This is a genomic window from Candidatus Eremiobacterota bacterium, from assembly GCA_031082125.1.
Taxonomy (GTDB): Bacteria; Vulcanimicrobiota; CADAWZ01; order CADAWZ01; family Ess09-12; genus Ess09-12.
The window spans coordinates 175048-188642 of the sequence record JAVHLM010000001.1; the positions used below are offsets into that span (position 1 = coordinate 175048).

13 protein-coding genes are annotated in these 13595 nt (G+C 55.6%); 4 read left to right on the forward strand and 9 right to left on the reverse strand.

The features are described 5' to 3' along the window. Positions 1-9: 9 nt before the first annotated feature. Both RDV48_00650 and RDV48_00655 read right to left on the reverse strand, forming a co-directional pair. Positions 10-1137 (reverse strand): hypothetical protein, encoded by a 1128-nt coding sequence (locus RDV48_00650; GenBank protein ID MDQ7821278.1) that lies wholly within the window; start codon positions 1135-1137, stop codon positions 10-12. A gap of 1 nt (position 1138) precedes the next feature. Further along, positions 1139-1855, reverse strand: coding sequence for a DUF4253 domain-containing protein (locus tag RDV48_00655; GenBank protein ID MDQ7821279.1), 717 nt, complete (start codon positions 1853-1855; stop codon positions 1139-1141). 268 nt (positions 1856-2123) lie between these two features. Between RDV48_00655 and RDV48_00660 the strand changes: the two genes are divergently transcribed. From RDV48_00660 to RDV48_00670, 3 genes are all read left to right on the forward strand, one after another. Further along, positions 2124-2429: an RNA-binding protein gene (locus tag RDV48_00660; protein MDQ7821280.1), complete on the forward strand. Its 306-nt coding sequence runs from the start codon at positions 2124-2126 to the stop codon at positions 2427-2429. A 232-nt stretch (positions 2430-2661) separates the two neighbouring features. Then, complete coding sequence (locus tag RDV48_00665; protein MDQ7821281.1) at positions 2662-3099, forward strand: hypothetical protein; 438 nt, start codon at positions 2662-2664, stop codon at positions 3097-3099. A 12-nt stretch (positions 3100-3111) separates the two neighbouring features. Further along, positions 3112-4170, forward strand: coding sequence for a radical SAM protein (locus RDV48_00670; GenBank protein ID MDQ7821282.1), 1059 nt, complete (start codon positions 3112-3114; stop codon positions 4168-4170). Between the two features lie 6 nt (positions 4171-4176). On the opposite strand, the gene RDV48_00675 is transcribed toward RDV48_00670, so the two are convergent. From RDV48_00675 to RDV48_00700, 6 genes are all read right to left on the reverse strand, one after another. Further along, positions 4177-5814 carry a hypothetical protein gene (locus RDV48_00675; GenBank protein ID MDQ7821283.1) on the reverse strand — a complete coding sequence of 546 codons (1638 nt, stop codon included), beginning with the start codon at positions 5812-5814 and terminating at the stop codon, positions 4177-4179. Between the two features lie 176 nt (positions 5815-5990). Continuing rightward, positions 5991-7280, reverse strand: coding sequence for a PAS domain S-box protein (locus tag RDV48_00680; protein MDQ7821284.1), 1290 nt, complete (start codon positions 7278-7280; stop codon positions 5991-5993). A 168-nt stretch (positions 7281-7448) separates the two neighbouring features. Then, positions 7449-8504 carry a 4Fe-4S binding protein gene (locus RDV48_00685; GenBank protein MDQ7821285.1) on the reverse strand — a complete coding sequence of 352 codons (1056 nt, stop codon included), beginning with the start codon at positions 8502-8504 and terminating at the stop codon, positions 7449-7451. After that, positions 8504-9046 (reverse strand): hypothetical protein, encoded by a 543-nt coding sequence (locus RDV48_00690; GenBank protein MDQ7821286.1) that lies wholly within the window; start codon positions 9044-9046, stop codon positions 8504-8506. Before RDV48_00690 ends, RDV48_00685 begins: the two co-directional genes overlap by 1 nt. 1 nt (position 9047) lies before the next feature. After that, positions 9048-10070 carry a hypothetical protein gene (locus RDV48_00695; GenBank protein MDQ7821287.1) on the reverse strand — a complete coding sequence of 341 codons (1023 nt, stop codon included), beginning with the start codon at positions 10068-10070 and terminating at the stop codon, positions 9048-9050. 49 nt (positions 10071-10119) lie between these two features. Continuing rightward, a complete protein-coding gene (locus RDV48_00700) occupies positions 10120-11349 on the reverse strand; it encodes a 2-hydroxyacyl-CoA dehydratase family protein (protein MDQ7821288.1) in 1230 nt (409 codons plus the stop codon). Positions 11350-11676: 327 nt separating this feature from the next. Here RDV48_00700 and RDV48_00705 point away from each other — a divergent pair, with 327 nt between their 5' ends. Next, entirely contained in the window at positions 11677-12480 is an 804-nt protein-coding gene (locus RDV48_00705) for a histidinol-phosphatase HisJ family protein (protein MDQ7821289.1), read from the forward strand. A 66-nt stretch (positions 12481-12546) separates the two neighbouring features. Here RDV48_00705 and RDV48_00710 read toward each other — a convergent pair whose 3' ends face one another. Then, positions 12547-13443, reverse strand: a complete 897-nt coding sequence (locus tag RDV48_00710; protein ID MDQ7821290.1) for a class I SAM-dependent methyltransferase — start codon at positions 13441-13443, stop codon at positions 12547-12549. Positions 13444-13595 lie beyond the last annotated feature (152 nt).

The window sequence follows — 13595 nt, forward strand, 5'->3', positions numbered from 1 at the left end:
TTGGCCCCCTTACTGCCATCTGTCGTATCTCATAACCCGCGCCTTCCCATCATATCCATCATCCCTGAACCCTGCAAAGACATAGCCGTCCTGAACGAGAAGATTGACTGAGCGCACTTCTCCCGAGGAGAACCCCTTCTTTCCCAGGGCCTCCCAGCCCCACCCGCTGTAGTACATCACCGTAGCCTTATTCTCATGGTCACTGTCTTTGAAAGCCACATAGACGCCCCCCCCCGTCACAAAGCACGAAGTGTACTCGACGGGGCCGTCGGAAAATCCCGCCGAGCCCACACTTTCCCATGATCCCGTGTACTTCATCACCGTAGCCCTTGCGCTGTAGCCGCCGTCGCGGTAAGCCACGTAGGGCACACCGCTGTAAATAAAGAGCGAAGTATACTGCGCGGTATCAGAGGAAAAACCGGGACTCCCCATGAACTGCCAGGCGCCGTTTACGAAATGAGACACCGTCGCCCTGTTCCCCCGCGTCCCGTCCATATAAGCGATTCCAGGCACAGAATTATAGACTGAAAGGGATATGTCACCGGCAGTTCCCTCGGTAAAGCCGGCATTTCCCACAGGAAGCCAGGAACCTTCGTGATAGCGCATGACTGTCGCTTTGTTGCCGTTACCCCCGTCCATGTAAGCCACATAGGGCACCCCGCCGTATACTTTGAGCGATATAAATGCCGCTTCACCTGCAGAAAAGCCCGACCTTCCGACATAGCTCCATTGCCCGCCGTCAAACCGCATCACCGTTACGCCGTTCCCGTTTACATGGTCGCGGAATGCCACATAAGGGATTGCATCGCTCAAAGAAAGGGAGAGAGAATCCATGGTGCCTGGTGAAAACCCGGCATTGCCAACATTGGACCACGACCATCCGTCATATTTCATTACCGTGGCCCTGTTGCCGTTGGCAATATCGCGGTAGCCCATGTAGTATCCGCTCCCGTTGGCATCAAACGAGAGATAATCGACTTCACCTGCCGAAAAACCTGAGTAACCCAGCGATCCCCAGAGATCCTCATCAGACGTGGAGCTGTTGCCGGAGGTACCGGTCCAGCCGCCGTTGTCATCCTTTGAGCAGCCCGTCACAAAAAATACGAGAAGAATGATAAATGCACTTATGTACCGCATGTCAGTCCCACCACAGGAAAAGTTTTCCCGTTTTCTTTATCTCACAGGCCAGGGCCTCTACCGATCCGCAGCCCTGATCCACGCAGTCGGGGCAGAATTCGTATACTTCCTTCGCAAAGGCATCCATCGATGAAGGAAGCTTTCTGAACTTTACCTCCACCCAGTCCTGCCCGGCGCCCAGGATGACCATGGGGAAGCGCACCTGCCATGCCATAAGCTTCTCTGTTATCTTTTCATTTGTGATATCGCAGTTGACGCCGTTGGTCTGCATTATCCCCAGTATTGCATAAGGATCAGTATCTTTCACAAGGGTGAGGCATTTTACCTTTTCACCTGCCACATCAGTGATATATGGCTGATAGCCCTTTTTCTGAAGGGGCTCGCGCATCTTCTCCACAAGCTGCTCCACGTCCTGACCCTCTATGGGGAGGATGACACCGGGCGCCTCAACCTGCTCCCCGTCAGGGCTCCAGCCATTGAGAGGAGAAAAGGGCTCCCTGGATTCCTTTCTGATCATGGCAAGCACATCTCTGTCAAGGGATATCCTTTTTACTGCTTCCTCGTCACTGAGAACCGGCGCCGCTTTGGAAGGAGCATTCAGGGACGGCGCCACTACCGGGGGTGGAGCTTTCCGCCCGCAGCAGAGGCCAATGATGCTGAGAATGAAAAGAAGCGCCCCCAGTCCCGGTGAAAAAAAAATTTTTCTGTCAGCTCTCATAAGCATGGGGCACCTTTCCCAGAAAATTTGATACTGAAGGCTTGTCCTCCACTTGAGGACAGTGTACCAGAAAAAAGTTTTTTTTTCAAGGCAATTTATTGCACGTACTTGCCAAACCATGGTATAATAATCAACGCAGTTGTTCAATAGAGAATTAGGCTTCCCTGAGGCTCCTGTTTTGTGTGCCGGCGGGTCCTGAATTTTATAGTGAATGACAGCCGGTATGTACCGATATTATTCCAGCAAATCTGGAGAAGGAGCTTCAGGAATGAGTAAAAAAGTGTATGTGGGGAACCTTGCCTACCGCACCACGGAGGACAACCTTCGCGAGCTCTTCGCCCCCTTCGGCGCCGTGGAATCGGTGAGCATCATCACTGACCGTGACACGGGGAGGTCCAAAGGGTTCGGCTTTGTAGAGATGAGCAGCGAGGAAGAGGCCAAGGCGGCCATCGCGGGTCTTGACAAGAAGGAGATTGACGGGAGAGCCCTTACCGTGAACGAGGCAAGGGACAGGAAAGATTCAGGTGGCGGCGGAGCAAGGGGCGGCGGCGGCTTCAAGAAGAACCGTTACTAAAAACCAGGGAGGCCTTCTGCTTCCCTCTTAAGGCATAAATCGGCAAAAACTTCCCAAGGAGGCGAAATGAAGGGGTTGAAGATGCTCTTTCTTTCGGCCCTAATAGGGGTTCTGCTTTTCTCCGGCGGCTGCAGGAATACCGGTGGATGAGGGACATCATTCGGGACCGGGACGGTCCCCGAGGGAGTCTTCTGCCGGGTTTGGTGAGGCGACCTGACTGAGGGAGAAGCCCATGGATACCAGCAGGTTCTACGACAAGTATAAATCCGTCTATTGCCGGCATGGCGCTGAAAAGACCGTTATGCTCGCCTTCTGCGAGCTTTTTACCGCCAACTGCCTCGAAGTCAAAAAATGGGACAGGGCGGGAGAGCCCTCGTACCTCTACAGATTGAGGTCCGAAGCTTCTCCTGCCCTTCTTCACAAGGTCGAGAGGCTTGTGGCAGAGGAGCTCATGGAGTTCAGGGGCTTCCCCCAGATGCTTGCAGCAGCAAAAAGTAAAGTGAAGAAGACCCTGGGCCGCCGTGAACCTGGAGCCGATATGCTCGACCAGAGATTGTTCGGCCGGGTCATGAACAGCCCTGTTGACGGCAACCCCGCTTTTAAAGAGATAATCACCCGGGCACTCGAGCAGAATGCCGTACAATACCACATTGAGCCCACAGGCTGTTAGGCAGGCACGCCGATGAGCACTTGCCGCCTCCCATCACGGCTCTACCTCGATGTGACCAATGCCTGCCCGCTCAGGTGCCTGCACTGCTGCTCCTCCTCTGGCGAGCCTTTTGCCAGGGAGCTCACCGGTGAGGAGCTCTTGGGTATCGTTGACCAGTGCCATGCCATGGGGGTGAAAAACCTTGTCATCTCTGGCGGCGAGCCCATGCTCCGCGAGGATCTCATGGATATCCTCGCCAGGGCCGGGGCTCTCGGCCTTGGAGTCACCCTTCTCACAAGCGGTGTGCTCATGACGGAAGAAGCCGCTGCCTGCCTCGCCAGGCAGGGAGTCAGGGTGAAGATAAGCCTGGACGGCGTAAAGGCTTCAAGCCATGATTCCCTCAGGGGGAACGGCGCTTTCAGGGCTGCCCTCAAGGCCCTCGAGCTCCTTCAATCCTCGGGCCTCAAGGCCCTCTCGGTGCACTTCACCGTGCACAGGGGAAACTTTACCGAGATGACGGAGCTTCCAGGGCTCCTCTCCCGCCTGGCGGTGAGAAATATCGTCGTGGGCACCATAAAGCCCTCGGGAAGAGCTGCAGCCCATGGAGAGCTTCTCATCCCCCCCGCAATGATCCCTTACCTCAAGCAGAAGATCAGGGACCTCTCAGACCATGGGGGCCTCCACCTGGAGAACTTTACCGACAGGGGATGGGATGGCTTCGGCTGCCCGGCGAAATGCAGCAAGTTCGGGATAAATGCCTATGGGAAAGCCACTACCTGCGCCTTCTTCAGCACGGAATTCCTGGGCGGGAGCGTGCGGGAGTCAAGCCTTATGGAGCTATGGGAGCAGTACCAGGCCCGCAGCGGGATGTTCGTGCCGTCAAAGCAATGCGCGTCCTGCCCGGCCCTTGCCGATTCGGGGGGAGGATGCAGGGCAAGGGCTTACTATTACTCAGGGGACATCAACGGGCCCGATCCCCATTGCTGCGCCCTGTATGAAAAGATGCGCTTCATTGAGGCCCACCGCCCCCTCGTTCTGGAGGCCGCCCGCGATGCCTGGGCCGCTTTCATGGGCCTCCGCTGCGAGGTGTGAAGCGGTTTACCTGTATCTGCCGCCCAGGGCCTGGTAGAGGCTCCCGAGGACGTCATAGGTCATGTTTCCCACTTGCGCCAGGTTATGCATCTCCTGCTGGGTGATGCCGTTCTCCGGGCTCAAGGTTTTCATGAGGGGCTTTACGGCATTCTGGAGCATCTGGTGCATGGCATCCTGGTCGCTTGATCCCTGGGGGCACTGCATCGAACCCATGCCCATGTTCTGTGCGCGGCGGGCCGCGTCGGCGAGGCCCTTGATCTCCTGCTCCGTGAAGCTCCGCGGTACCGTGCTGTCAGGGAGGCCCACTGAGCCAAGGACATTCTGCCGGGCCTTGGCCTCACTGGCGATGCGCTCCGGTGTCGCCTGGTTCCTTGCAAAGTTGAGGCGCCGTTCCACTCTGTTCGGGTTCTTCAGCTCCCTCCCCAGGATGCCGTGAGTGATGAGCGGCACGTTCTGCAGCAGCATCTGGTCGCGGAGCTGCTGGCCCGTCCCGGTGTTGAGGGCGCCTCTGGCGATCTCCTTGAAGTCCTCCGTCGAAAGGGTCTTGTCGCCGCCGCCGAGCTTGGAAGGATCACCGATCATTCTGTCAAGCATGTTGAGGGTCCCCTCGCCCCCGGCGGTCCTTACCCAGGGCTCAAGCTGGCTCATCGTGGAGGCCATCTTTTCCTTTGTGAGATTCTGCTGAAGGTTCCCCAGGTTCTGCTTGAACTTGTCGAGGTTCCCTGAATTAAGCTTCTCAGCGAGCTTGGGAAACTTCTCCTGCATCTCCTTCATCACTTCAGGGGTGAACACCTTGTCCAGCGTCTCAGGCTTGAGGTCCTTGAATGCCTGCATATTTTCAGGCGTGATGACGCCCTTGAGATCAGGCGCAATCTCCTTGAGCTTCTCCACGCTTTCCTTGGTGAAGCCCTTCTCCTTTATCTCATCGCCTATTTTCCTGAGCTCCGGGACATGGAGGCCAAGCTTGGCAAGATTCACGGCCCTCTCCAGGGGTGTTTCCTTGGGCTTCCCCGCGCCATCGGCGGCAGCACCGGTTTCCTCCGCCTTCTTTGCCTGCCCGTCCATCACTTTTTGCACATCCTCACCGATGCTTTTCACATTCCCCTCGGTGAGGACCGTATCTTTTACCGCTTTCCCCAGGCCGCCCATGCCGGCAAGGTCCATGCCCTTCTCTACGTATTCACCGGCGCTCTGGAGCGGGCTTTTGGAGGTCTCGCCGGTATATTTCGGGGGCTCCTTCGGATCCTTGGCGCTTGATGGCTCACCGGTAAATTTCGGGGGCTCCTTCGGATCCTTGGCGCTTGACGTCTCGCCGGTATATTTCGGGGGCTCCTTCGGCTCAGACTTCGAAGGCTCCCCGAACTCCTTCTTTCCATTGACCGCAACCGACCAGGCGTCCCTGAAGGAGGACACCGAGGAGGATGGCTGCTCCCCGGGAACCTGAGGCTTTTCAGCCTCCCTGCTCAGGGATGTCTGTGACTCACTCTGCTTTTTTACCGGGTCAGAGGCCTCCTTCTCTGCTGAAGGGGCTGAAGATGCAGCGGCCTGGGCAGGCGGGGGCGTTGACGGTGGCGGCTGAACAGGGGCACTCTGGCTCCTGGAAGAGGTTTCCTCTATTTCGGTTATGGTGTTGTCATCTGACATGGCGCATCCTCCTTTTTGTTGGACAGCTCATGGTATTGAAACAAGGCACGGACGAAAGAGTTCCTGTAATTACTATTATCAGGCAGAAACGGAGAAAGGAAAGGCTTGTAAAGTAAATTTTCTGTAAACAGCGTTAAAAATATGTAACAAAACTATTGCAGGATCATCTCAGAACGTCATCCCATGTCTGATATGTCCGCAACCATGACCACGATACCCCTTATGAGATTGTCGCCGTTCAGGAGGGCTACTGCGGTGACCCTTCCGACGCGGGCCCTTCCCTCAGCGTCAGTGAAATCGATCCTGTAGGGGGCGATTATCTCTCCCTTCATCCTCCGGGAAAAGGCTTCAATGACCATATCCTTGCTCTTCTCAGTAAGTCTCCGAATCTCCTTGAAATGCTTTCCCTTCAGCTCATCGATTGATGAACAGAACATGGCGGCGCCCCGGACATTGATATCCCTGATGATTCCCCCGTCGTCCAGCACCAAGATTGCATCGGGAGATGACTCGAAAAGGGCCCGGTATTTCTGCTCGCTCTCCTTCAGTTTTTCCTCAATAAGCTTCTGTTCCGAACTATCCCTTATAATCCCCACAATGGACATGGTACCGGAGCTGTCCTTGTAAAGGGTCTTTTTCGTGATAATCGTGTGGGTTTTTCCGCCCCTGTCAGTGAATTGCTCTTCATTGACATTCTCCACGCCTGTCCTGAAAACTTCCTCATCCTTTTCCCAGAATACCTTGGCTTCTTTATGGGGAAAGAAATCAAAGTCGGTTTTTCCGAGAAGCTCCTCCCTTGTATATCCCATGAAAGCGCAGTATGCGTCATTGAGCAGCACCCACCGGTGTCGCTTGTCTTTGACAAAAATTGGATCAGCAATGGTATTGATCATTTTATCCAGGTAATTTCTGGAGTCTCTGAGGGCCTTTTCAGCATCAATACGCTCCGCTATCTCCTCTACAAGCTTCTTGTTGATGGCTTCAATCACCTCGGTGCGCAGCTCAACGCGCTGGGCGAGGTCGGCATTGAGCTTCCTTATCTTCTCTTCATCCACTCTCCGCTCGGTGATATCGATTATTATCCCCACAATGAATTTTCTGCCTGAACTGTCAATGTAAAGGGATTTCCTGGTCCTTATCACATGGTATCTCCCGCTCCTGTCGGTAAAATCTTCTTCATTCACTTTCACTTTTCCCGTGGAGAGCATCTCGCTGTCGTTCTTCCAGAATACATCTGCCTCTCTTTTAAGGTAGAAATCATAATCAGACTTGCCTAGCAGCTCTTCCCGCGAGTATCCCACAAGCTCACAATAAGCTTCATTGATGAGAATCCAGCGGTGCTGGTCGTCCTTGACAAAGACGGGCTCGGCCATCGAGTTGATGATGCTGTGGAGAAAATCTTCCGTGTGGGGAAAATCGCCGGTGAACAGGGGTTTCTTGTTTCTTGCTGCTTTATGTGCGGGCATGTGAGCCCTCCTGAGTGAGATAATTAGTATGATCGGTGCTGGCAATCTTTTTTACGGGGATTTGTCTTATTTCGCAGAAAACACTGCTCCCCATTCAATAACTAGTATTCTTTCCCCTTTCTCTTTCACCTTCTCATGGTATTTCAATCAGAACGTGAGAAACCATGGTCACTCAAACCTGGACTCGGTAATCTTCCGCCCCAGGAAACGCGCTGAGAGGCAGCCCTTCCGGGGGCATATCTCGACGCACCTGAGGCACATGATGCAGCCGCCCTGGTTGTAGATGACATTCCTCTCCTCTTCGTACATTGCCGTGAGGCCCATGGGGCAGGCATCGGCGCATGAGCCGCATTTGTTGCATTTCAGGGGATCCTTTACCAGTTCCATGGCGCTCCCCCTGTTGAACCAGGAGTTGATGAGCCCCACGGGGCAGAGATGGCACCATACGCGGCGGCCCCAGTAGAAGGCCGCCACAAAAAGCCCCAGAACCACCCAGGCAAGCAGGGTGAATATCGTGGTGGTGAGGGAGGTGAAATCCTTCCAGCTGGGCCTGATGAGTCCGAAGAGAGGGCATATGATCCGGGCCGGGCAGACCTGGCAGTAAGGGAGGAAAAGGTTGCACTGGAACCTGGCATACTTCGGGATCCCGATGAAAGCCGAGATTGCAGTGGTGAGAGCAAGGAGGCCGTAAGAGGAGAATACGAGGCCATGCCTGAAGGGGACAGAAAAGCGCCGCATGGGGATATTCATCTTTCTCCTGAGCCACGTAAGAAAGTCGCCCACGGTGCCGATGGGGCAGGTCCAGCCGCACCAGGCGCGGCCGAGAAGAAAGCACAGCAGCATGAAAAGCGTGATATGGGGCAGCATGAATTTCACGGCCGTCCTCCATGTGAGGTTCTCGGAAATGAAGTGGAGGAAGCAGGCCTTGAACATGCCCCCTTTGGGATTGAACCTGCAGATAAGGCCGGGAGGGTAGTTCTCCAGGACCGGCGTGGCCCCCGAGGGCCACAGGATGCTCCCCTGCTGGAACTGCGTCGTCGAGATGGCGCCCTGGGGAGCCTTGAGGGAAGGAAAGAACTGCCCCTGGCCGCTGGCCAATGATGGCCCCTCTATGGACTCCTTGAAGAGATATCCGCCGTACACGAGCAGAATAAGGGAAAGAACCTGCACTATTCTCCGGATCATGGAGATCCGGCATCTGAAAATGCTTTTCTTCCCTGGCATCACCGCGGCCTCCCCGCGCGCCTGCCGCGGATCACGACAATGACAGTGAGGAGCATTATGGGAATGACATGCCAGTAATAGAAAACGGCGGGGCTCCTGTCCACCATCACATTAAGCTGCCCCACGTCCATGTTGACGTTTTCAGAGGTCCTGGGAGCTCCGCCGGTAAAAAATGAAATAGTGGGAAGGACCGCCGTCTCGGTGAGAACCCTGGTCCCCCTGACTTCCGGCCCGAAGCGGAGCACGTAGCTCTCCTTCCTTCCCGAGTTGGCCGCGAAGGTGACCTCGCATGAGAGGAGAGAGCCGTCGGGCCAGGTTTCCTCGCCTGAGACCTTCACGGGCTGCTCGCCCGAGCCCCCGCTGCCGAATACAGTGATATTCCGGGGAGTTTTCACGGCGCCGGGAGGAAACGATACGGTCCCTGAAGCATAGAAATCACCGGGATATGAGGGCCAGGTGAAATCAATGCCAAGCTCTGCGGCCCGCGAAGGGCCCGTTGAGAGAAGCAGCACCACTGCAACGAAAAGGAGAGGATGTTTCATGTCACGGGTTGATGATAATCTGCCCAAAGCCCTTGTCGTTGTTATAACCTGATGCATCGGCTGCCCAGAAGCTTTTTTCCTTTTTCCCGCTGGCCTTGGTCCTCTCTATCCTGATGGACCACTTCTGGGGAGCCGTCGGGCAGGCAGTCCCGAAGGCGGCAAAGGGTATGGAGAGCTCGGCAAACCATGTTTTCTTCATCTTCGAGGTGCGGCACCTGGCATTTCCGACATTCCACGGTGCCGGGGCGCCGCCGTGTGCCTGGGTGTCAAAGGTCGTCTTCCCATCGGGTGAGACGCTCACATGATACTTGAGCTTGCCAGGTTCTTTCGGGGAGAGATAGAGGTCCACCCTGTCCTCGGGCGAAAGGGCCTCGGCACTCTCATCGGAGCAACGGATGCCGAAATTGAGGCACTCCCTGTTAAAGCTCACGAGCACCACGGACTGGTAGAGGGCCTTGCTCCCCGCCGAAGAGGAGAAATTCGACAAAACCGCCGAAGAGGACCACACGCTGTCATCGATGACCCCATCGATTTTAATACCTCCCCGGGACTGCGGTACAATGAGGAGATTGGCAGGGCCCGAGGACATTGCCGCGGCACCAGGTGCCGCCGAGCCTCCCCCGCCCTGGGTGCTGAGACTGAAGCTCTTGAATTCCCTGCCGCCCCCCACAAGCTTGAAATTCACGGGATAGTTCCCCGTGTTCATCCCCTTTTTCACCGTCATGGAGACCTCAAAAAAGACACGCTGGTCCTTGGGTATGGCCATCTTTGAGGGGGTGACGACAAAATCAAAGGCGGGGCTTGAGGCCAGGAGGCTGATCTCGGCAATGCCGCGGTCCATGTTGTTCTGCAGAAAGACCTTGAAGGAGGCTTTGTCCTGCACCACCAGGTTGTAAGTCTCAGGCTTCACGATAAGCATATCGGCCTGGCGGAAGACATTGTCGCAGAGATGGGGCCACACCGTGCCGGTAAGCATCACCAGAGCCGTCATTACAAGAACCGGGAGGGATCGTCCATGTGCCATCTTCGCACCGCCTTCGCCTTTTGGTGTATCGCTTTTCATTATACCATATTCAGGGAATCATCTCCATAAAAGCTTCTACCCTTGTGCGGAGCTGCTCCTTATCTCCAGGGGCAAAATCGGCCTGGAGGGAAAGAAAGGGCATGGCCCTCTCCTTGAGCACCTGCCTTACAAGGGACGACTGCATCTCAAAGACCTGGCAGAGGTGCAGGCTGTGATAGACGACGCCATCCAGGCGGTATTCACCCGTCAGGTCGATGATGCGGTCCAGGAGCTTGCTCACGCCTATGAGGCAGGGGCACATGCTCGCCGCAATGTGCTTGAGGGCCAGGGATCGGAGAATCCCAAGCTCCGTCTCCTCGTCAACCTGCACGGGGTCGTAGAGCCTTCCATAGGTGCTGCAGATCGTATCGGCTGCCACATGACACCGGGCTTCCTCGAGGACCTCAAGGACCTTGAAGCTCGGGAAGAGTACAGGCGACCCTGCGAGCACTATCCTTTTACCCTTCTCTTCCTCCCTGCCGGCCCCGAGGGCCTCTTCAAGGAGGGCCCCGGCCTTCTCGCTCCAGAGGAGCGGATCGACATGGAAGGAAGCCTGGGCCATGATGAAATAGTCGAAGGTGCTCACGGCACCCGCCTGAGATGCCCTGAGGCGGTAAATCTTCCTGAAGACTGATGTCCTTTTGTTGACCGCATCACAGGCCCGCAGCAGATCTTTCCTTCCCGCCTTCACCTGGTATCTCTTCCTGAGGAAGCCGAAAAGCGCCCGGTAACGCTCTTCCCAATGGCCGGCACTCGCCAGGTAATCACTGTCCCTGGGGATGTCAAGGAAACATATCTCCACAAATGGTGAGAGAAGCTCTGCAAGCTTTGCTTTCCCGTCACATGCGGCAGGCACGATGAGAAGGTCCAGGTCGCCGACTGCTTTCCCGGCGAATTCGCCTGCCGTGGATTTCAGGGCCGGGCAGAGGTCGGGAGAGAGAAGGGCTTCCCCGCACTTCGCCCAGCAGGGATCGTGACTGCAGAGCCTCACAGGGAGGGCGCCGCAGGCAATGATCAGCTCATCGGGCACAAGGTTGCAGAAGTATCCCACGCGCTTCCGGCTGTCATGAATCCCCCCTGCAAGGACTTCATAGAAGAAAGCTGAGCTCTTGAGACGGGACTTTTCCCTGTAATGCTCCAGCAGCTCGCCAAGGCCACGCGCCTCAGGCGGGGAGGCAAGCTCACCAAGGGATTTCAGTGCCTGCGCGTACTTGTCGCCGGGTTTTTCCTGAGAGGCCATATTCACTGCTCCAGGGCAATGGTGTCGAGTACTTTGTTTTGATTCTCAGCTCAGTCCACGCGTGCCCGTTTATGCTCACGGATATTCTTAACGATTCTTACTTTTATCCCTGTTTCCCTCTCACGGGGCAGCTACATTTTCAGAGATCCCCCTGCCTTGCCATGGAAAAGTTCCCTCTCCCGCATTTTCTCAAAGGCCGGGAATACGGCCGGCCTCTGTGGAGGAGATCGTCTGCCACAGGATAATTCATTAAGGATCGGCCCTGCCGGGAGCCTGAGAAAAGAATCCCTGCATGAAAAATGAAGTGAAATGGAGAGGATGAAAGTCTTGAAAACATCGTATCATGTCCATACCCGCTGGAGTGATGGCTCGGGGGAAATGGGCGATTACTCACGGATGGCGGCGCTTCATAAACTCCGGGATCTTGGCTTTTCAGACCACCTGGTCCTCGATCCCTCAGGAGCAAGCCATACCTGGAGCATGCCCGTCGAAAAGCTTGAAGAGTATGTGAAATCCGTGCTTGAAGAGAAGGAGCGCCTCCAGGGGAGTCTTAACATCAGGCTCGGCATCGAGGCGGACTTCTTCCCCGGCACCGCGGGCCGCCTGAAAAGCATGCTGGAGGCCTTTCCCTTTGATTATGTGATAGGCTCGGTCCATATCGTTGACGGCTTTTGCGTTGATGCCCATCCGTGCACCTGGGAGGCGCTCTCGGAAAACGAGCGCAACGAGGTTATCGTCCTTTACTGGCGCCGCATCAGGGAGCTTGCCGAAAGCGGCCTCTGCGACATCATAGCCCACATGGATCTCACCAAGAAGTTCGGTTACTATGCCACCGTTGATATCAACGGCCCCGTCTCGGAAGCCCTGGATGCCATGGTCTCCCATGGCCTTGCCTTTGAGCTCAACACCGCCGGGGCATACAAGCCCGTCGGAGAATTCTATCCATCGCCTTCCCTCATCAATGAGTGCGCACTCAGAAAAATACCCGTGGTGATAACTGCTGACGCCCACGACCCCTCCCATATCACAAGGAGTTTCGATAAGGCAGCAGGACTTCTGCGGGAGTCGGGCTACGGGAGCACGGCCCTTTTCGAGGGGAGGCGGCGCTCGTCACTGAGCCTTACGCCGTGATCTTTGCCTCCGGTCTCATCGTGGGCTCCCCGGGAGGGGACCCGCGGCAGAAGTGACGGTGGTCTCCTAAACCGTCATGACGGCCAGCTTTCTTCTCCTGTAGAAATCCCTGGCCCTTTCTTTTTCGCCCTCACTTTCATTTTTGAACAACTCATCATTGTGAAGGCAGCTTATATCAGGGACCAGTGTCCCGGTATCAACGAACTCGATTGAGCGGTATCCGTTGCCCTGAAATATCTCCCTGAAATGATTGACGTTGTCAAGCATGGTGGCATAATAATCAACGCCACGCTTTGCGACGGTGAGCTCCTGCACTATCCTGGGGTCAAGGGTTGCGGCGGGATCGTGAAGATCTGCCTTGGTGAAGGTATCGCAGGTGATGCATATCCCCCCTTTTCCCAGCAGAGCCGAAGTCTGCCTCGCCACCTGGGCCTTCTGCTCATGGGTGAGATAGCGCAGCAGCCCCGCAATCATCCCCACTGCCAGTGAATCCGGCAGCAGATGGGCTCTCACCTCTTCCCTGCCTGTTCCCTCAACGACATCAAGGACCTCATAATGCAGGTTCCCTGGCTCATACCCCAGGATCGCCCTGATGTGCTCTCTCTTATGGAGGTGCACAAGGCCTGTCTGATCGGTATCGACAAAAGATATCTCAGGATACCTGACAGTCATCCAGAGGGCCCTTGTGTGGAATCCTCCCGCAAATTCAATATAGTTTCGAACCCCTCTTTTTATCCCTCTCTCAACGGCAATCGCATCTATTGCCCATTCTCTCGCTTCCATGTAAGCCGCCATCGAGGGAATGGGCGGAAAAACGAAGTGCTCCCTGGCCCTTGTCTCGCGGCACATTTCCTTCCCGAAAGGATAATCAGAATAATATCTGAGGGCCACCGTACCGTAATTGGTGTCAGTGACCTCATGCCGCTGCTCCTCATTGCTGAACTGATGAAAATGCTCTGTCATAGACTTCTCTTTACCGCTCATGGCGCGAGGTTTTTCGATCACTTGAGATCTATTCGAAAAAGAGACCGGTCCATCCTTCTTCGTCTCATGTGCGCTCTGCTGAAGAGGCTTTACAGCCGTTTCCCACAGCAATTCCTGCCATCCCGCCGGCT